Consider the following 18,390-nt stretch of genomic DNA (forward strand, 5'->3'; position numbering starts at 1 on the left):
GGCACGTATCAAGATGACTTGCTTGGATTGAATAAATTTCTTCTCATTTATAGGTGGCTCATTATTTTATTTTTGTAAAGCTTGTTCGATGGCAGTCACAACCGCCGGATCAGACGGTTTTGTGTGCGGGCTGAATTGTGCGATGAACTTGCCGTCACGGCCAATCAGGTATTTTTGGAAATTCCATGTTGGGTAGGTTCCCGATAACTCGGCTAATTGCACATAGAAAGGATGCGCATTTCCTTTGATCACCGTTGTTTTCTCAAACATCGGGAAATTGACACCATAGGTCAGGTGGCAGAATTCCTGAATCTCCGCTTCAGTTCCCGGCTCCTGGCCCATAAAATCATTCGATGGGAAACCCAACACGACAAGACCTTGTTTTTCATACTGGGTATATAGCTTTTCCAATCCTTCATACTGCGGTGTGTAACCGCATTTACTCGCGGTATTGACGATCAACAGCACTTTGCCGGAGTAGGTTTCACATAAATTCACTGTTTCCGGTGCCGCCAGTTTGCGAAAATTATGATCCAGCAGGGTACTGTTGCAGGCCAAAACCGGACTAATCAGGAAGGTCATGATCAAAGCGAGAAAAATACGCATAAGTTGTTTCCTCAATCGATGGGTTGGTGCGTCAAAGAAGAATGTGTTTGTGTTTATTTTATCCCACTTATCTTCGTTATGTATTAAGAAGCTTTTAAAGACCGTCATTTCGAGTAGAACGAGAGATCTATATTGTTGATTGCCAAGAATTCCTTGCTATGTTAGAAATGATAAATGTAGATTATTCAGGTTTTCTTAATCGATCAATGAATCAAAAGCCGTAATCATTTTCTCTAATCCGTACGCAAAGCATCCACCGGATTCAATTTTGCCGCACGCATAGCCGGTATCACGCCGGCGGCAAGGCCGATCACCATGGATAAACACAGCGCGCCGAACACAAAATCCCACGGAATATTCACTGGCAAACCGCTAATCAAAAATTTGAGCAGCCATGCGATGCTCGTTCCGATTATCAATCCTGCCAGACCGCCGACGGTGGATAGTGCGATCGATTCCAGCAGAAACAACATGCGGATTCGCGCGCGTGTCGCCCCTAATGCCGTGAGCAGGCCGATTTCCGATACGCGCTCGGAAACCGCAATGTGCATCAGCGTGACCATGCCTACTGCACCAACCAGCAGGGAGATGCCACCTAGCGCGGCGACGGCGAACTTTAATACATTCAGAACCGTAGATAACGTGTTGAGCATTTGTTGTTGCGGCTTAACGGTGAAATCTTCGCGGCCATGCCGTGCCACCAGGATATGCTTAATATCATCGACTACCGCTTGCACCGGTGCATCCGGGTGGTAGGAAAAATTGATTTCCATCACGCCCTGCCGGTTGAAAACTTCCAATGCCCGAGCTGTGGGTACAAAAACCGTGTCGTCCAGATCAAAACCGAGTACATTGCCTTTGGATGCCATCACACCGATAATGCGAAAACGTGATCCGCCGACTTGCAGCAAAGCGCCGAGCGGATTGGCATCACCGAACAGTTCCGTGCGCACTTTGGAACCCAAAACCGCATACGCGCGCGGATTGCGCGGATCATCATCCGGTAAGAATTGTCCGATAGCGATTTGCATATTGAATGCCCGGGCGAAATCAGGTCCCTGACCATACGCAGTTACCCGTCTACTGCGACCCTGCTGGGCGCGGATTTCCGCATTGCCGACCACGCTGGCATTGGTGTACTCTGCATAGCGGCTTTGTTTCAGCGCCATGGCATCTTCTATTGTCAATAACCGCACACTGCCGATGGCACCCAAGGAACCACCGTGGGTATTGATTTTACCCGGGGTAATTGTGACGATATTGGTGCCAAATTGCGTGAATTCCGATAATACGAAACGCTGAATACCGTCGCCAATTGCAGTCAGCAGAATCACCGCAGCAATACCGATGGCAATACCCGATGCCGATAAAATGGTGCGCAGGCGATGCGCAGTTAACGAACGGAAAGCAAATTGGAATGTATCAAGAGTATTCATTGTTCGCTTAAATTGACATTAAAAATCTAAATTTTCTATCTTGGGCAGTCTATCAAGATAGTGATATGCCTGCTTGATTGCCTGAAAGTTGTGCTACTGTGACAACTGAGCTAGACATCAATTTTAACTTGTTTCCTGTTTGCAGAAACTTCATAAAAATAAAGAAGTAGGTACTTAGTCATAAGATTCAGACTAAAAGAATTTTTGCTATCAGTATATAATTTCTGCTTTCGAACTTTACTTCGTTTAACTCATATGCAAAAACCTGAGCCACCTGTTATACAACCCTTTATTTTTGTTTTCAGTTGGCGGCGTTTTTCGTTACACTGCGCGATTATTGGCGTTTGTGTGCTGCTGGGTATGATGACATGGTATTTTGGAAAACCGCATAGCGTGCGGTTTTATGAAACAAATTCGGAAACACAGCTTGCCACAGCAATAGCACCCGATATTGACATGGTACTTGATATCCGCAGCTCTGTTGCCGTAAAAGAAAGTCAGCCAGTGCAAGTCGAATTGTTCAAGGGAAGTGTCTATTTTGGCATCAAGAAGAATGCAATCAACCAACTTGAAGTCAAAGTCGGCAATGCCATCATTAAAAACACCGGAACCCGCTTTAGTGTCCAGATGCAAAAGGATGGTAGTGGCCATATCGCCGTTGCGGATGGACACATAAAAATCCAAGTCGCTTCCGGCATTTATCAGATCAATGCGCTTGAACAAGCTGAATTTGATGATGCCCGCATCAGCAAACACAGTCTCATTACTGAACACAACATTGCGCCTTGGCGCGTTGATCAGTGACTACCGGAAGATCAGCAAATCCAAACTTAGCCAACCCATCAAACATAGGTGCACAGGCTGTGACCCTATGACTTCACTACCAGACACTCCAGTCCCTGCCGGGTCAAATTCTGGCAGGCTGTCCGTGCTTGGCTTTCCTGCAAACCAACCAGCCGTGCTCGATACAACTTACGGCTGCTAATTTCGACCTCGGTTACCACCACTTCGCCCGGTATCCAACGGGCAGCCGCTTGTGCATGGACATGAGCTCGATCAGACTCACTATAAGAGCCAATCTGAACTGCCCAACCATCATCCATCCGCATAGCAGCCTTCTGGAGCTGTATTTGTGGTTGCAGACTGATAACTGGCTCAACTTTTTTTTCCAGAGTGGAAAATGGTTTAGGGCCAGGAGCGGGGATCGACGTGCTGGCTCTTACTACTTTAGTAGCCGGGGTGATAAGAGTATTTCTGGTATTGTTAGCAACATGCATATGCCCCTGGTTAAAACTGCGATCAAGCAACTGTGCCATATGCTGATCACGCGCGACTGCGGTTTGCCCTCCCATCACCACAGCAACCACGCGGCGATTACCGCGCTTGGCGGAGGTAGCCACATTGAATCCAGAAGCGCGAATAAATCCAGTTTTTAAGCCATCCACCCCCGAGGTATTACGCACCATACGGTTATGACTGTTATAGGTGGTGCCCTTGTAACTGAATGACTTGGTCGAAAAATAATGATAGTACTTCGGAAAATCTTTCATTAATCGTATCGACAAAGTTACCAAATCTCGGGCCGTAGTCTTTTGTTCATCATTCGGCAAACCGGACGCATTGCGAAAGGTAGTGGAATGCATACCCAGCCTGCGTGCCTTATCGGTCATCATACGGCCAAAATTAGCTTCATTATTACCTAATGCTTCCGCCACCACTGCCGCCACATCGTTGGCAGACCGCACGATCAATGCTGGAATCGCTTCACGAACGCTGATACTATCGCCCGTGAGCAAACCGATATTCGTCTGCGGCATGGATGCCGCATGAGTCGACACCCTCATACGGGTATCTAGGGACATCTTATGTTGTTCAATCGCTTCAAACAGCATATAGAGCGTCATCATCTTGGTTAACGAAGCCGGATAACGGGCGGCATCAGCATTGGATTCGTGCAGTACCTTGCCAGTATCCGCATCAATTACGATAGAGGAATAGCGGAAATTCGCCTGTGCCTGATTGACTAGAAACAAAAATAACAAAGCGACAAGAACAAGAAATCCTTTTCTTACTCCACGCCTCAAAGTAAACATAAAACTATCCTTTCTGAACATTAGTCAAGATGGAGAAATGATGATCGGCATGGTTATCTTGTCTAAACCTGGTACATCTCCCCTACCAGAGGGCAACACCAAGCTCTTATACTACCTTATTTTTTTATTTATCAATCTTTCATCTCTTAATGATTATCTTTATACACTTCTTTTCATAATCTTATGGAATAAATTTTCTCCACGCGCCCTGCAACTATCCCTTGCGGCAAGACTGCGGGGAATCGCGAGTTAAACAGATCTGAACAGATTGCTCTTATTATCCATAAACTCTAATTAATTTTTACACTATTCGCTGCTTTTAGAATATCCCCAATTATTTACTGTTTCTACTTACTAAATATTCTAATACCTTAACTTATAGCAGTATCCAGTAATAAATAGCACATTTTCCTCTATCTAAAAAGTATTTTCTGCTGCTACCAGTTTTCCTGGCAAATAAAGAACCCCGCCGCAAGCAGCAGGGTATTCTTACTCAGGACAATGCAAGCTGATAATCCGAGAATGATTTCTGATACGTCTTACCTTGATTTTGTTCATAATTGCCAATCATCTGTTCATCTCCATGCTTGCCAACTGTACTTGCAAAATAACCATCAGTCTAAAATTCTCCATCCCAGAACTTCATCTTAATTGTGGACATCGTCTGAAAATTTCTCGTGCGGTTATGCTCTTAATAAGTACTGCAAGCTTAGTCACGCAATATGTCGGTACTGACTGTACCAAAAATGAACATGATCCTTATCCGTACTAATTAATCTCTAGAAAGTTCACTTGACAGCACTCTGCCACCCCAAGACAGCTATCCTCAAGGATAGCTTCAACCTGCTCATTAAAGATTTCCCGAAGAGAATAAATTTGCTCCGCGCGCCCTGCACCCTTCCCCGTGGCAAGACCACGGGGAATCGCAAGTTCAACTATCAGACTTCAAAGAGACTTGCGGTACAGGAAGATGACGTTGCTACAGGTTTTCTCATCCAACAACAGATCTTGGTAGAGTGGCGCGAGTTCGAGTCCTTTCAAATCTTCCAGTCTTGTCTCTTCGTGAACTAGTTCTAACCCTGCGTCATGGAACATTGCGCGCCATTCGGGAAGCTGTATTCGGTTGATGTACTGCACGTCATTCTCAAAATAGCGTTTCCAGATGCGGTCTGAATAGTGCATATATTGTTTTGGAGACACGGTGTTCGAGTAGTAGTATAGGTGATCGTTCATGTCATTCTTGTGCATCGAATATCCACCCGGTTTGAGTACTTTAGCAAAGCCTTTCACGAGCGAGAAGGCGGAATCCTTGTGAACATGCTCAAGCACATCAGAACTAACAACAAAATCGAAGGCCTCTTGTTCGAATGAGGCAAGTTCTCCACTTTTGTCAATCACATAGATAAAATCCAATAGTCGATATAGCTCGTCAAAAGACTGCACGGCCTTAATCTGGGAAATCAATCGCCTTGCGCCGTCGAGCTGCGCATCGTCTCCGTTCAACTCATCGAGCATTCCTTCAAGTTGAGCAATATAATCTTTCAAGGCGGTAAGCTGACGATTATCCCACACATCGCAGAGTACTGATCGGACGTCAAAGCACAACCGAATGACTATGGCTTCCCAGTGTAACCATCCAGTTCCAACTTCTAGAATTTTATCACCTTGCTTGAGAAAGCCATAGCGATGATTCAGGTTGAGAAGGTTATTGGCGCGGTTTAAATAGCGCTACGGCAATTGTTTTTTTGTTCTCGAACGAGCTTCTAAATTGTTCGCAATGAGTCGATAAGCGCGTTTAGTGGACGGATTGAGAGAAAACAACTTCAAAATTATCGCGACCGTAATGTACTTGAGCATGGCGATACCTCATGGGAATTTTAAAAATAAGCGACAGTCGATCAAAACCAAAGCGCAAGCAAGCCGCCGAGAAACATTTTTGAAATAGCCGATGCAAGGTAATAATAAGCGAAAACAGACAATCTATGCATGTTTGAATTTTTCTTTGTTCCGCAGTGGCAACACAGATAGTTTTTCAACTGCCAGCTAGCCCTTTTTATAATTGACAAAAAAACCTTTTAGATCTGATACAAATATGTACTGAAAGCTGGATAGATTGTCAAAGAGAAGTGACCTCACAAATTCGGACAATTGGATAAGTGGTAATCTTGCTCAATCTATATCCGTTAAGCTCGTGGCAAAAAAGGAGCGGGAGTATGAGGAGAACGAGAAGGAATCACGCAGCGGGATTCAAAGCCAAGGTGGCAATAGCTGCGATCAAAGGTGACAAGACACTAGCTGAGTTAGCTGAACAATTGATGTGCATCCGAATCAGGTTTCGGAATGGAGGAGGCTTACAAAGCCTTTGATGATTGTATTGAAAGATTCAGTCCGAAATATCCGGGTGCAATGGATTGCCTAGCCAAGGACAAAGATTCCATGTTGGCTTTCTATGATTATCCTGCCGAAAACTGGCAGCACATCAGAACCACTAATCCGATTGAATCAGTATTTGCTACTGTTAGACTAAGAACTGCCAAAACAAAAAATTGTGGGAGCTGGAGATCAAAAACAGAATGCCGTCTGATTCTCTATACACCAGATTTGACTATGGCTCCTTAATTACGATTGGTGCGGCAAATATTCCAGTGGATCTACCGGTTTACCATGTTTGCGTATCTCAAAATGCAACTGAATCGTATCTGTGTCTGTATTACCCATTTCTGCAATTTTCTGGCCCTTGGTTACTATTTCTCCTTCTTTGACCAGAAGTTTACTATTATGCGCATAGGCGCTGAGGAATGTATTGTCATGCTTGATAATAATCAGATTCCCATAGCCGCGCAAACCATGGCCACTATAAACTACTTCGCCTGCAGCAGATGCCAAAACCGATTGTCCTGACTGCCCCGATATTTTTACACCTTTGGAATTTTTTGAGAAAGATGATAACAATCTTCCCGTTGTCGGCCATATCCATTCAGCATTAGAATAATTGGAAGCTTTATCAAGTTTTGATGGATTAGGTTGAGGAGCTACTTCAATTCTCGTATTTTTTTCTGCAGCAGTAGATGAGAAAGAAGCAGATTGTACTGCTGGCAACGGACTTTTAGTTGGATATTCTAATCGAGCGACATTCTGCTCTGAAAAAGGCAATTTAAGCGCTTTAGGGCCTGTTCTCACTTTACCCGCATCGACAATACTACTACTTTCCTGTGGAATTGTATTTTTTGGATCAGACGGATGTATGGTCGGATCAATTGTCGTTGTTATGGGTTGCTGGGGCAAAGCAAACAACTCAGGTTGCAAATCTCTCGCTGGCATTGACAAACTAATCCTCTGTCCCGGCCGAATAGTTTTTGGATCAAAAATATCATTCCACTCTGCCAATTTTTTAAAATCGATGCCATGACTCAGTGCAATGCCGTACAACGTATCCCCTTTTTGCACGATATAAAATTGATTATCTGGATTACTTGATTCAGCTGATTTTGCTGGTCTCGATGAACCGCTTTTTACACTATCGACGACAGGCACTGGCGGCTGTGTTGTACTGCATCCAACCAGTAAAAAAAAAGCAAGCGGAAAATAAAAATTAAAAGGTGATGATTGTAATCGCCTTGATAAAGCAATAAATATCTTAACGAGATATTTACAGATATCAATATCGCTTAGCTTGATCGTTGCAACATTTTTCATTTTAATATTTCCTGCGTCGCTATTTTTTTATAACCCCTGCTAGTAAGGGTACAAAATTCACCTCTTCCAATACAGTTTCAGTATAACCTTGGGAATTCCGTTCAATAATACACAAATTCTGTTTCTGAGTTCCTCTGGGAAAAACCATCCTGCCGCCCACCACCAGTTGCTCCAATAATGAAGCAGGAACATGGGTTGTCACTGCTGTCATGATAATACCATCAAACGGCCCTGCTTCCGCAAGCCCTAACAAACCATCCGCATGCTTCAAATAAACATTTTTGATCTGCAATTCATGCAATCGAATTCTGGTACGAGTCAATAATGGCCCTATACGTTCTATCGAGTAAACTTTTTGCGCAATCTGCGCCAGCACTGCAGTCTGATAGCCACAGCCTGTCCCAATTTCCAGGACTTTTCCTAAAATAGAATTTGCACGTAATAGCTCACTCATACGCGCAACAATCCATGGACTGGATATCGTTTGCCCATAATTTATGGGTAAAGAAACATCTTCATAAGCCCGGCTTGCCAGCGCTTCTTCAACAAAAATATGACGAGGAATTGTACCTATAGCTGACAAAATCACTTCATCAGAAATTCCTTGTGCACGTAAGCGTTCAATCATACGCATACGTGTGCGCTGAGAAGTCATACCAATTCCAGAATGACGAACATTCACCAATTAGTATCCATAAAATTTCAAATCACTCAAATATAACAATGACCTATTTATATATCAAGCCAACTTGTTATGAGATCTAACTGATCATATCGTGTTAGATCAATCTGTAGCGGGGTTACCGAAACTCGATTATGCTGAACTGCATAAAAATCCGTACCCTCTCCTGCATCTTGTGCGGCACCTGCTGCACCAACCCAGTATAGGATCTCTCCACGAGGATTTTTCGACTTGATCACCGGTTCTGCTTTATGGCGTCTTCCCAGACGAGTAACCTCGATCCCCTCAAGTTTCTGATATTCGATATCCGGCACATTGATATTTAACAAAACTGGACTTTGAATACCATTTTCTCTGAATCGTTTCACCATATCAGCGGCCACACGGGCAGCCGTTAAGTAATTTTCATTCAACGTATCAGTCAAAGAAATAGCCAGCGAAGGAATTCCGAGTAGAAAACCTTCTGTAGCGGCAGCAACAGTGCCTGAATAAATCGTGTCATCGCCCATGTTAGCACCACTATTTACACCAGAAATGATCATATCCGGCACTAAATCAAGCATACCAGTCACTGCCAGATGGACACAGTCTGTTGGTGTTCCATTGACATAATAAAAACCATTATGGGATTTATGTAAGCTTAGCGGACGATCCAGCGTTAACGAATTACTGGATCCACTGCGATCCCTCTCGGGTGCGACAACTATAATTTCTGCAATTTCTGAAAGTACTTCAGCAAGACAAGCAAGACCAGGGGAAAAATATCCATCATCATTACTAAGCAGTATGCGCATTTTTATAAGTTTATGTTAGCCACCGGATGGTCAAACGGACTTTCCTACACATAAAACTCAGCATCAATCATATTTAAAAAAATGAGTACCTATCAAATGGTCGGGGCGAGAGGATTCGAACCTCCGACCACTTGCACCCCATGCAAGTACGCTACCAGGCTGCGCTACGCCCCGAACAGTAAATTATAACAAACAAAACACCCAAACTTTATAGACTATTACTGAAAAGTCCTTCCTTTAAGAAAGCAATTGCGACACAATACTTCTAATTTCACGCCGAACATAGCCTAAATCTGTTACCGTGGATATCGGATTAACAATAACTTCTTCTATTGGGGGCAGCTTATTGTCGCTATGGTTCAAACGATTACGCGCTCCATTGATCGTAAAACCTTCATCGTAAAGCAATTCTCTGATACGTCGTATCAATAATACTTCTTGATGCTGATAATAACGATGATTACCACGGCGCTTGACAGGTTTTAGCTGCGTAAACTCTTGTTCCCAGTAACGTAATACATGCGGCTTTACGCCACAAAGAATACCAACTTCTCCAATGGTGAAGTACCGTTTGGCTGGAATTGGAAGCGGGGGGTTATTTACTTTTTTGTTTTCCATGATAATTCTTCTCAACCAAAGCTTTTAACTTCTGACTGGCATGAAATGTTACTACGCGACGCGCAGTAATCGGAATTTCTTCGCCTGTTTTTGGGTTTCTGCCTGGTCGTTGCGGTTTAGCGCGCAGTTGAAAATTACCAAAGCCTGACAGTTTCACTCCTTCTCCATTTTGTAGCGCTGTACGTACTTCTTCATAAAAAGACTCAGCCATATCCTTTGCTTCACGTTTATTAAGTCCCACATTCTCAAACAATAAATCTGCTAGTTCAGCTTTTGTTAATGCCATACTTTACTCCATCACGTTATTAATTTTTAGCTCTAACTCAACAATAATTAGATTCAATAAACGACGCTTTTATAAGATATATTAGTAACTTATCTAATAAGTAAAACTACAGAGAATAAATCCAATTAACTATTCAAATCCCAACAACAATCAATCGATATAAATGCTGAAGCAAGCATCAATTACGTAAAGTTGCACCAAATTTATTTTTTAAAACTTCAACTAAGTTTGCCACAGCAAAATCAATCTCTTCATCCATCAATGTTTTCTCAGTATCTTGTAACAACACTCGGAATGCAAGACTTTTTTTGGTATTCTCCATGCCCTTGCCACGATAAATATCAAATAATGAAATATCCGACACAATAGCCGATTTCTCTGCAAGCAAACAGGCCAAAAGTGAATATACACTAATATCACTTTCAACAATTATTGCGATATCACGCCGCACCGGTGGAAACTTAGAAATCTCTTTGACAATAGATAAGGACTTTGATATTAAACTCTCTAAACTTATTTCGAATAACATCGTATTTTTCTGCAATCCATATTTCTTTTGCCAACGGGGATGCAACTCGCCCAACCAACCGATCGACCTGTCTTCGATACAAATTTGTGCGGATTTACCGGGGTGCAATGCCGGATGGAGAAATTTCTTAAAATAAATAGTCCGCCCCCCCCTGCATAAAACTTCTACATCTGCTTTGACATCATAAAAATCCACGTTTCTCGCCGGTACTCCCCATTGCTCAGATACGACATCCCCATAACTGAGCCCTGCAATTCTTTCTATTTGCTTGCATTCACTTTCGCCATTTCTTACAAAGCAACAACCTGTTTCAAATAGGCGTACTCTGGTTTGTTTCCGGTTTAAATTAAATTGCAAATTGGATATTAACCCCCCTAACAATGTACTACGCATCACACTCATTTGATTCGCAATCGGATTTTTTAATGTAACTGGCGTGCTGTTATTGACAAAATCAAGCTCCCAATCTGCATCCACAAAAGCATAGTTAATAACCTCCTGATAATCGCGAGCTACTAATAACTGCTTTAATTCCATCGAAGAATGCTCTGTTTCAGATGCTGGCAGCATCGCCATACTTGCATGTGGGAAATGAGTAGGTATATGGTCATAACCATAGATGCGCGCCAGTTCTTCTATGAAATCTTCTTCTATCGCCAAGTCGAACCGGTAAGAAGGAGGTTTTACATTAAAAATATCCTCTTTCACTGAGAAATCAAATCCCAGGCGCTTAAAATAATCATTTACTTGCTGCTTGTCGACATTTATACCCAATACTCGTTTTATCCGATTAATACGCACATTCACGGCGGATCGCTGCGGCAACTTATGCTTTACTTCCGTCACTGGGCCCGCCTGACCACCACAGATAGTTTGTATCAGGTAAGTAACGCGCTCCAGTGCAGCTCTGGTCGCAGCAAAATCTACACCACGTTCAAAACGATAAGCAGAATCAGAACTGAATCCAAGTTGAAATGATTTACCGCTGATTACATTCGGACTGAAAAATGCACTTTCGAGAAAGATATCTGTCGTGCCTTGCGTCACGCCACTGTCCAGCCCCCCCATAATCCCAGCTAAAGCAAGCGGTCTATGTTCATCCGCAATCAACAGTATTTCTGGATTTAAGTCTATTTGACTACCGTTTAATAATTCTATGCTTTCATGCAACAGCGCGAAGCGAACCTGAATAGTGCCAGTAATCTTTTCCAGATTAAAAGCATGCATGGGTTGCCCGGTTTCCAGCAATACATAGTTAGTGATATCGACTACCGGATTAATAGACCGGATTCCTCCACGTTCCAGCCGCTGCGTTATCCATAAAGGTATTACCGACGCTTCAAGATTAATGCCTCGAATAATACGACCGCAATACAAAGGGCATGCTTCTGATGCCATCACCTGCACATCTAGAGTATCGTTAATCTCACCAGGAATAGCATTTATCGCTAGTGAATTATGCAACTTGGCTGCTGTTATGGCGGCAACTTCGCGTGCAACACCGAGCACACCAAGACAATCAGCGCGATTAGGTGTTAATTTTAGAGTAAAAATGCGATCATCAAGTCCATAGTAACCACGAAAATCTGTGCCTACCGGGGCATCATCGGGGAGTAACAACAACCCATCAGCTGCCTCACTAATTCCTAATTCTTTAGCTGAACACAACATGCCAGCAGAGTCGATTCCGCGCAGCTTCGTTTTTTTGATCCTATAACCCGGCAAATTTGCTCCAGTTAATGCGCAGGGTACCTTTACGCCCGTGCTTACATTGGATGCGCCGCAAACAATTTGCAATATATCTTCCGCTGCTTTTCCTATCTTGACATTGCAAACATTCAGCCGGTCTGCTGTTGGATGCTTCTCGACTGAGAGAACTTCTGCCACAACGACTTTATCAAAGGTCGCTGCTACCGACTCAATGCTTTCAACCTCAATTCCTGCCATCGTTAGTACATGTGCAAGCTCATCACTCGAATGGGGAGGATTAACAAAGCTGCGTAACCAGTTTTCAGAGAATTTCATGAGAATCTGTTATTACTTAAAATAGAAAGATGAGTAGATTCAATTAAATTGTCTCAGAAAGCGCAAATCGTTTTCAAAAAACAGCCTCAAATCATTAACGCCATATCTGAGCATTGTCAATCGCTCCACACCCATACCGAAAGCAAATCCAATGTATTGTTCGTTATCAATTGCTACATGCTTTAATACATTTGGGTGAACCATTCCACATCCGAGTACTTCAAGCCAACCGGTGTGACTACAAATGCGACAGCCTTTCCCATTGCACATGACACAGCCGATATCCATCTCAGCGGAAGGCTCAGTGAATGGGAAAAAAGATGGCCGGAATCTTACCGGCAGATCATCTCGTTCAAAAAAATGTGCCATAAAATTAGTTAAGATGCCTTTTAATGCGGAAAAATTTGCATTTTCATCAATCCATAAGCCTTCCACCTGATGAAACATCGGCGTGTGAGTTACGTCAGAATCACATCGGTAAACCCGCCCGGGTGCAATTATTTTTATAGGCGGTTGGTTATTCTGCATATAGTGAATTTGAACAGGCGATGTGTGTGTACGAAGCAAGTTACCATTATCAATATAAAATGTATCATGCATTGCCCGGGCAGGATGGTTCTCTGGAATATTTAAAGCAGTAAAGTTATAAAAATCAGTCTCTATCTCAGGCCCAGAAACCACATTAAAACCGATCGAATGAAATAGCGCTTCAACTCGCAATAAAGTTTGCGTTACTGGATGTAAGCCGCTGATTCCCGCTCCTCTGCCAGGCAAAGTAACATCCAAAGCCTCCTCAGTTAATTTAGCATCCAACTCCTTTGCTTGAATCGCATTCCGTCGGCTTTTAAGTGTTTCTTCTAATCGATTTTTTGCTTCATTTATTTGACTTCCCATGACAGGGCGCTCTTCGACAGGAAGCTTTCCTAGTCCTTTGAGTAATTCAGTAAGAACACCACTCTTACCGAGATAACGAGCTTTCACATTCTCCAATTCAATAGGGTCTTCGATGCCATCCATTAGGTTTGTTGCTTCACTAATAATTTCTTCCAAATTTCGCATGTCAATTCAACATCTCTGATTAAAGAACCGGGCCATATCGATAAATTTCACAAGAAAAAAGGAGGCTCAGGTTTTACCCAGCCTCCCAGTGTCACTTTTTACAACCAATTATGTGGCTAAGCTAGCTTTTGCTTGTTGCACAATTTTTTCAAAAGCACCCTTATCAAATACAGCCAAATCAGCCAAGACTTTTCTATCGACTTCAATACTTGCTTTCTTAAGACCGTTCATAAATACACTGTACGACAATCCGCATTCACGAGCAGCCGCATTGATACGTGCAATCCATAAAGCGCGAAACTGTCTTTTACGTTGCCGACGATCTCGGTACGCATATTGACCGGCCTTCATAACAGCCTGTTTGGCTATGCGATAAACATTCTTACGACGTCCACGATAGCCTTTAGCTAGATCCAATATCTTCTTGTGCCGCGCATGAGCGGTTACACCACGTTTAACTCTTGGCATGATCGTTCTCCCTTATGCGTACGGCATCATAGCGCGAATAGATGCTGTATTGGTGGGATGAACAACCGCAATACCACGTAATTGACGCTTATTTTTAGTTGTTTTTTTAGTCAGTATATGACGTTTGAAAGCTTGTGAGCGTTTGATACTCCCGCTCGCTCTAAACTTAAAGCGCTTTGCTGCACCACTTTTAGTTTTCATTTTGGGCATAACTACTCCTCAATTAACATGAAACCAGGTGTTTTCATTATTGAAAATCTTCCAAAACCTAGTGATCACTTATTTTTCACTTAATTTACAACAATAAACTTTGCAAACAAAAAGTCTGCCTATGATGCTACTGATGAATCTTCCTCTGCCGCTTTTGATTTATCTGCTTTAACGTCTTTCTTTTTAGGCGACAACACCATAACCATCTGTCGTCCTTCCATTTTTGGAAATTGCTCAACTACTGCAAAAGATTCTAAATCACCTTTCACACGTTCTAATAATCGCATGCCGAATTCTTGATGTGCCATTTCACGTCCACGGAATCGCAATGTTACCTTAACTTTATCCCCGTCATTGAGGAAATTAGTTAAGTTTCTTAATTTGATATTGTAGTCTCCTTCATCCGTATTAGGTCTGAATTTAATTTCTTTAATCTGGACTTGTTTCTGTTTTAATTTCGCATCGTGTTTTTTCTTGCTTTCCTGGTAGCGAAACTTGCCGTAATCCATCAAGCGGCAGACAGGTGGTTGTGCTGTCGGTGCGATTTCAACCAGATCCACCCCAGCTTCGTCCGCTAAGACTATTGCACCAGCAAGTGTAACAATACCAACTTGCTCTCCATTCACACCGATTAAACGTACCTGTGGCACATCGATTTCTTCATTGATGCGTACTGATTTTTCCTGAGCTATGGCAAATTCTCCAAGATTAGTTTATTAAAGAAAAAATTATAATTTTAAAGAAATCTCTTCTTTAAGACGTTCCAGAAAAGCTTGGCATGTCATTTGACCAAGATTCTCACCTATACGATCACGAACAGCTATCATATTTGTTCGCACTTCTTCGTCTCCGACTATAATTTGATAAGGAAGCTTATGCAAGCTATGCTCTCGAATTTTAAAGGTTATCTTCTCATTTCTCAAGTCTAATCTAGCTCTAATACCATGTTGTTTTAATTGAGTGGTCACCTCCTGTGCATAATCTATCTGTGCGCGAGAAATATTCAATACAACAACTTGCTCAGGCGATAGCCACAGAGGTAATGCACCCGCATAATTTTCTATCAATATGCCAATAAACCTCTCCAGAGATCCCAGAATTGCTCTATGAAGCATTACTGGAACTTTCCGTGAATTATCTTCCGCCACATATTCGGCACCCAAACGCTCCGGCATAGAAAAATCTAGTTGTAGCGTACCGCATTGCCACACTCTCCCAATACAATCCTTTAATGAAAATTCAATTTTTGGCCCATAAAATGCACCTTCCCCAAGCTGATGCTCCCATTCTAACTTAGCCTCGTTCAACGCCGCAGCAAGCGCAGCTTCCGACTCATCCCATTGAGTCTCTGATCCGACACGCTTCTTCGGGCGTGTTGAGAGTTTAACTAGAATTTCTTTAAAACCAAAATCCGAATAGACAGTTTTTAATAAATCGATAAATCTTACAACCTCACTTTGTATTTGGTCTTCTGTACAGAAAATATGTGCATCATCTTGCGTAAAGGCCCGCACTCGCATAATTCCGTGCAATGCACCAGAAGCTTCATTTCGATGACATGAACCAAATTCAGCCAATCGTATAGGAAGTTCGCGATAACTCCTCAACCCTTGATTAAATATTTGTACATGGCCAGGACAATTCATTGGTTTGATAGCAAAATCTCGATCATCTGAATTAGTGGTGAACATATTCTCACGGAAATTTTCCCAATGCCCCGAACGCACCCACAATTCTTTATCCAGAATCAGCGGGGTCCGTATTTCCTGGTAACCATTCTGATTCAGTATATTCCTCATATACTGCTCTATCTGTTGCCACAACATCCACCCTTTGGGATGCCAGAATACCATACCAGGTGCTTCATCTTGTGTGTGAAATAAATTAAATTTCTTTCCAAGCTTTCGATGATCTCTTTTCTCCGATTCTTCTATGCGATGCAAATAGTTTCTCTGGTCATCTTTATTTATCCAAGCGGTTCCATAAATACGTTGAAGCATTTCGTTATTAGAGTCCCCTCGCCAATAAGCTCCTGCTACCTTCATGAGTTTAAAAACCTTTATCTTAGAAGTCGTTGGAACATGCGGCCCTCGGCAAAGATCTGTGAAATTCCCCTGAGAATAAAGCGACAGATCCTGATCTCCCGGTATCGATTCAATTATTTGCGCTTTATAGTGTTCACCTTGCTGCTTAAAATAATTGATTGCTTCGTTACGCTCCAGTACTTTTCGTACTATCTTTAAGTCCCGTTTACTAATCTCAAACATGCGCTTTTCAATCGCGGCTAGATCTTCTGGAGTAAAAGATCGCTTATAAAAGAAATCATAATAAAACCCATCATCGATTACCGGCCCAATGGTAACTTGCGCCTCAGGAAAGAGCTCTTTTACCGCGTGAGCCAACAAATGCGCACAGGAATGCCGGATAATTTCCAATCCTTCAGTATCTTTCTCTGTAATGATGGCAACTTCACTATTTCCGTAAATTTGACTATATACATCAGTCAGTTTACCATTTATTTTTCCAGCAATCGCTGCGCGAGCTAATCCTGGCCCAATCGCACTCGCGACATCCAGTACAGTTACAGGGTGATCAAAAATACGCTCAGATCCATCTGGCAGACGAACAACGGTCACATCAATTCCTTCTAAGTAATTATATTTAACAAAATTACAGCCTTTATAAAGTTATGGAAGCGCTGATTAATTCATTGTTTTAATTCCGAAAAGAGTAGAGAGTCTTTTCTAATCAACATTATAGATTTCTCACTATGCTCGAAATGACCATTATTCAGAGATCCCTTATCTCATACTTCTTAATTTTTAATTCTTTTTATGATTATTTGCTCAGTGATGTTTTATACCAGTTATTCATTTTTTGCAATCCGTTTAGAATTTTTGGAGAAAAACCAATAGCTATTGCATCAACCAAGCAATACCATGCTGCGACGCCACTAGGCGGATTTCCTTGGGTCCAATTAAAAACAGGTTCAATTGACGCCCATTTCCACGTTCCAGCTGCTGTACCAATAATCTCTAGCCATGTGCAAATAAAAAAGGCTCCCAGATAAACCATCGGCGAGCGTCCTTTGAATAAGCAAATTACAAAAATACAGAATAAAAAAGCACCAACCTGATCGCCTTGTTCAGGTATGCCACTAATACCCCACAGTGACCACAATCCACCAACCACAATAACAGAAATAGCCAGCTTTCTAGCATTCTTTAAGAAAAATCTAGAGCGTGCAAGTGCAACAGCTGTCAAATAAACCATTCCATGGCCAGGCGGGACATAAGAAGGCACATTTCCAAACCGATATGTATAGCCTTCCATATAAATCGAAGCAAAATGCTCACCGGCAGTCGCAAATGCAACGGCAACAACAACTTGCATTCTTACTTCCTTATTCTCACCAACTAGCAATCCAGTCAGAAAGATCCAAGCTATAACACCTAACTGTTTTTGGGTTTCAGGGCTCGCAGTACCATCTATTACCAAGCTCACCGCAACACAAAAGAACGTAAATCCTGCTATGAAATAATCTCTATTTCTATGTGGATAATCAATATCAGTCTTTGGAAAATGATTCAACATTATTGCACGCGAAAATCTTAAGTGTAATAAAAAACCCGCCATAGGCGGGCTTACTCAGTCTTTATTATAATATTCATGCATCAATTTAGCTAAAAGCAATATATGATTATCATAATAAATTCAATTCATTATTATTCTTAGCAAAGCTAAAGACAACTAATCTTCATCCTCGTCATCATCAGCCTGAGCTTCAGTTTCTACTTCACTTCCTTCCGCTGCTTCATCATCCTCATCTTCGTCGTCTCCTTCATCTCCACTATCACCATCCTCTTCTTTCTGTAGCACCATTTTACC

At 42.3% G+C, this 18,390-nt stretch carries 17 protein-coding genes, 1 tRNA gene and 2 pseudogenes; 3 read left to right on the forward strand and 17 right to left on the reverse strand.

Going from position 1 to position 18,390, the window contains the following annotated elements; genetic code table 11:
* Positions 1–66: 66 nt before the first annotated feature.
* Both K2P83_RS00130 and K2P83_RS00135 read right to left on the reverse strand, forming a co-directional pair.
* Entirely contained in the window at positions 67–606 is a 540-nt protein-coding gene (locus K2P83_RS00130) for a glutathione peroxidase (protein WP_292925825.1), read from the reverse strand.
* A 233-nt stretch (positions 607–839) separates the two neighbouring features.
* Positions 840–2,042 (reverse strand): ABC transporter permease, encoded by a 1,203-nt coding sequence (locus K2P83_RS00135; protein ID WP_292925826.1) that lies wholly within the window; start codon positions 2,040–2,042, stop codon positions 840–842.
* Between the two features lie 255 nt (positions 2,043–2,297).
* Between K2P83_RS00135 and K2P83_RS00140 the strand changes: the two genes are divergently transcribed.
* Positions 2,298–2,846, forward strand: a complete 549-nt coding sequence (locus K2P83_RS00140; protein WP_292925827.1) for a FecR domain-containing protein — start codon at positions 2,298–2,300, stop codon at positions 2,844–2,846.
* Between the two features lie 65 nt (positions 2,847–2,911).
* On the opposite strand, the gene K2P83_RS00145 is transcribed toward K2P83_RS00140, so the two are convergent.
* Together K2P83_RS00145 and K2P83_RS00150 are read right to left on the reverse strand one after the other, a co-directional pair.
* On the reverse strand, positions 2,912–4,135 hold the full coding sequence (locus tag K2P83_RS00145; protein ID WP_292925828.1) for a D-alanyl-D-alanine carboxypeptidase family protein: 1,224 nt from the start codon (positions 4,133–4,135) through the stop codon (positions 2,912–2,914).
* Positions 4,136–5,080: 945 nt separating this feature from the next.
* A complete protein-coding gene (locus tag K2P83_RS00150; RefSeq protein WP_292925842.1) occupies positions 5,081–5,830 on the reverse strand; it encodes a class I SAM-dependent methyltransferase in 750 nt (249 codons plus the stop codon).
* A 518-nt stretch (positions 5,831–6,348) separates the two neighbouring features.
* Between K2P83_RS00150 and K2P83_RS00155 the strand changes: the two are divergent.
* Positions 6,349–6,482: pseudogene (locus K2P83_RS00155) on the forward strand (IS3 family transposase); the annotation flags it as partial.
* Positions 6,479–6,691, forward strand: a pseudogene (locus K2P83_RS00160) (transposase); the annotation flags it as partial. The pseudogenes K2P83_RS00155 and K2P83_RS00160, both read left to right, overlap by 4 nt.
* Positions 6,692–6,754: 63 nt before the next feature.
* Here the strand turns inward: K2P83_RS00160 and K2P83_RS00165 are convergent.
* From K2P83_RS00165 to K2P83_RS00225, 13 genes are all read right to left on the reverse strand, one after another.
* Positions 6,755–7,831 carry a peptidoglycan DD-metalloendopeptidase family protein gene (locus K2P83_RS00165; RefSeq protein ID WP_292925829.1) on the reverse strand — a complete coding sequence of 359 codons (1,077 nt, stop codon included), beginning with the start codon at positions 7,829–7,831 and terminating at the stop codon, positions 6,755–6,757.
* Between the two features lie 19 nt (positions 7,832–7,850).
* Positions 7,851–8,513: a protein-L-isoaspartate(D-aspartate) O-methyltransferase gene (locus K2P83_RS00170; RefSeq protein WP_292925830.1), complete on the reverse strand. Its 663-nt coding sequence runs from the start codon at positions 8,511–8,513 to the stop codon at positions 7,851–7,853.
* 50 nt (positions 8,514–8,563) lie between these two features.
* The gene (gene surE, locus K2P83_RS00175; protein ID WP_292925831.1) at positions 8,564–9,307 is read right to left on the reverse strand and encodes a 5'/3'-nucleotidase SurE; all 744 of its coding nucleotides are present in this window, start codon (positions 9,305–9,307) and stop codon (positions 8,564–8,566) included.
* 97 nt (positions 9,308–9,404) lie between these two features.
* A tRNA-Pro gene (locus K2P83_RS00180) sits at positions 9,405–9,481 on the reverse strand.
* A gap of 63 nt (positions 9,482–9,544) precedes the next feature.
* Complete coding sequence (locus tag K2P83_RS00185; RefSeq protein ID WP_292925832.1) at positions 9,545–9,925, reverse strand: MerR family transcriptional regulator; 381 nt, start codon at positions 9,923–9,925, stop codon at positions 9,545–9,547.
* Positions 9,903–10,211 (reverse strand): integration host factor subunit alpha, encoded by a 309-nt coding sequence (locus K2P83_RS00190; protein WP_292925833.1) that lies wholly within the window; start codon positions 10,209–10,211, stop codon positions 9,903–9,905. The genes K2P83_RS00185 and K2P83_RS00190 overlap by 23 nt, the downstream gene beginning before the upstream one ends.
* 178 nt (positions 10,212–10,389) lie before the next feature.
* Positions 10,390–12,765 (reverse strand): phenylalanine--tRNA ligase subunit beta, encoded by a 2,376-nt coding sequence (pheT, locus tag K2P83_RS00195; protein WP_292925834.1) that lies wholly within the window; start codon positions 12,763–12,765, stop codon positions 10,390–10,392.
* A gap of 39 nt (positions 12,766–12,804) precedes the next feature.
* The gene (gene pheS / locus K2P83_RS00200; protein WP_292925835.1) at positions 12,805–13,824 is read right to left on the reverse strand and encodes a phenylalanine--tRNA ligase subunit alpha; all 1,020 of its coding nucleotides are present in this window, start codon (positions 13,822–13,824) and stop codon (positions 12,805–12,807) included.
* Positions 13,825–13,932: 108 nt separating this feature from the next.
* Positions 13,933–14,292: a 50S ribosomal protein L20 gene (gene rplT / locus K2P83_RS00205; protein WP_292925836.1), complete on the reverse strand. Its 360-nt coding sequence runs from the start codon at positions 14,290–14,292 to the stop codon at positions 13,933–13,935.
* 12 nt (positions 14,293–14,304) lie between these two features.
* The gene (rpmI, locus tag K2P83_RS00210; RefSeq protein ID WP_292925838.1) at positions 14,305–14,502 is read right to left on the reverse strand and encodes a 50S ribosomal protein L35; all 198 of its coding nucleotides are present in this window, start codon (positions 14,500–14,502) and stop codon (positions 14,305–14,307) included.
* 119 nt (positions 14,503–14,621) lie between these two features.
* Complete coding sequence (gene infC / locus K2P83_RS00215; RefSeq protein ID WP_292925843.1) at positions 14,622–15,194, reverse strand: translation initiation factor IF-3; 573 nt, start codon at positions 15,192–15,194, stop codon at positions 14,622–14,624.
* A gap of 36 nt (positions 15,195–15,230) precedes the next feature.
* Positions 15,231–17,138, reverse strand: a complete 1,908-nt coding sequence (gene thrS / locus K2P83_RS00220; RefSeq protein ID WP_292925839.1) for a threonine--tRNA ligase — start codon at positions 17,136–17,138, stop codon at positions 15,231–15,233.
* A 202-nt stretch (positions 17,139–17,340) separates the two neighbouring features.
* Positions 17,341–18,096, reverse strand: coding sequence for a hypothetical protein (locus K2P83_RS00225; protein ID WP_292925840.1), 756 nt, complete (start codon positions 18,094–18,096; stop codon positions 17,341–17,343).
* Positions 18,097–18,390 lie beyond the last annotated feature (294 nt).

The sequence above is a fragment of the Nitrosomonas sp. genome (assembly GCF_019752415.1).
GTDB lineage: Bacteria > Pseudomonadota > Gammaproteobacteria > Burkholderiales > Nitrosomonadaceae > Nitrosomonas.

Bases quoted from the DNA above. Each gene is read 5' to 3' on its own strand.
- K2P83_RS00130 (WP_292925825.1), bottom strand. From the start codon at position 606: ATGCGTATTTTTCTCGCTTTGATCATGACCTTCCTGATTAGTCCGGTT.
- K2P83_RS00135 (WP_292925826.1), bottom strand. From the start codon at position 2,042: ATGAATACTCTTGATACATTCCAATTTGCTTTCCGTTCGTTAACTGCG.
- K2P83_RS00140 (WP_292925827.1), top strand. From the start codon at position 2,298: ATGCAAAAACCTGAGCCACCTGTTATACAACCCTTTATTTTTGTTTTC.
- K2P83_RS00145 (WP_292925828.1), bottom strand. From the start codon at position 4,135: ATGTTTACTTTGAGGCGTGGAGTAAGAAAAGGATTTCTTGTTCTTGTC.
- K2P83_RS00165 (WP_292925829.1), bottom strand. From the start codon at position 7,831: ATGAAAAATGTTGCAACGATCAAGCTAAGCGATATTGATATCTGTAAA.
- surE (WP_292925831.1), bottom strand. From the start codon at position 9,307: ATGCGCATACTGCTTAGTAATGATGATGGATATTTTTCCCCTGGTCTT.
- K2P83_RS00185 (WP_292925832.1), bottom strand. From the start codon at position 9,925: ATGGAAAACAAAAAAGTAAATAACCCCCCGCTTCCAATTCCAGCCAAA.
- K2P83_RS00190 (WP_292925833.1), bottom strand. From the start codon at position 10,211: ATGGCATTAACAAAAGCTGAACTAGCAGATTTATTGTTTGAGAATGTG.
- pheT (WP_292925834.1), bottom strand. From the start codon at position 12,765: ATGAAATTCTCTGAAAACTGGTTACGCAGCTTTGTTAATCCTCCCCAT.
- pheS (WP_292925835.1), bottom strand. From the start codon at position 13,824: ATGCGAAATTTGGAAGAAATTATTAGTGAAGCAACAAACCTAATGGAT.
- rplT (WP_292925836.1), bottom strand. From the start codon at position 14,292: ATGCCAAGAGTTAAACGTGGTGTAACCGCTCATGCGCGGCACAAGAAG.
- rpmI (WP_292925838.1), bottom strand. From the start codon at position 14,502: ATGCCCAAAATGAAAACTAAAAGTGGTGCAGCAAAGCGCTTTAAGTTT.
- K2P83_RS00225 (WP_292925840.1), bottom strand. From the start codon at position 18,096: ATGTTGAATCATTTTCCAAAGACTGATATTGATTATCCACATAGAAAT.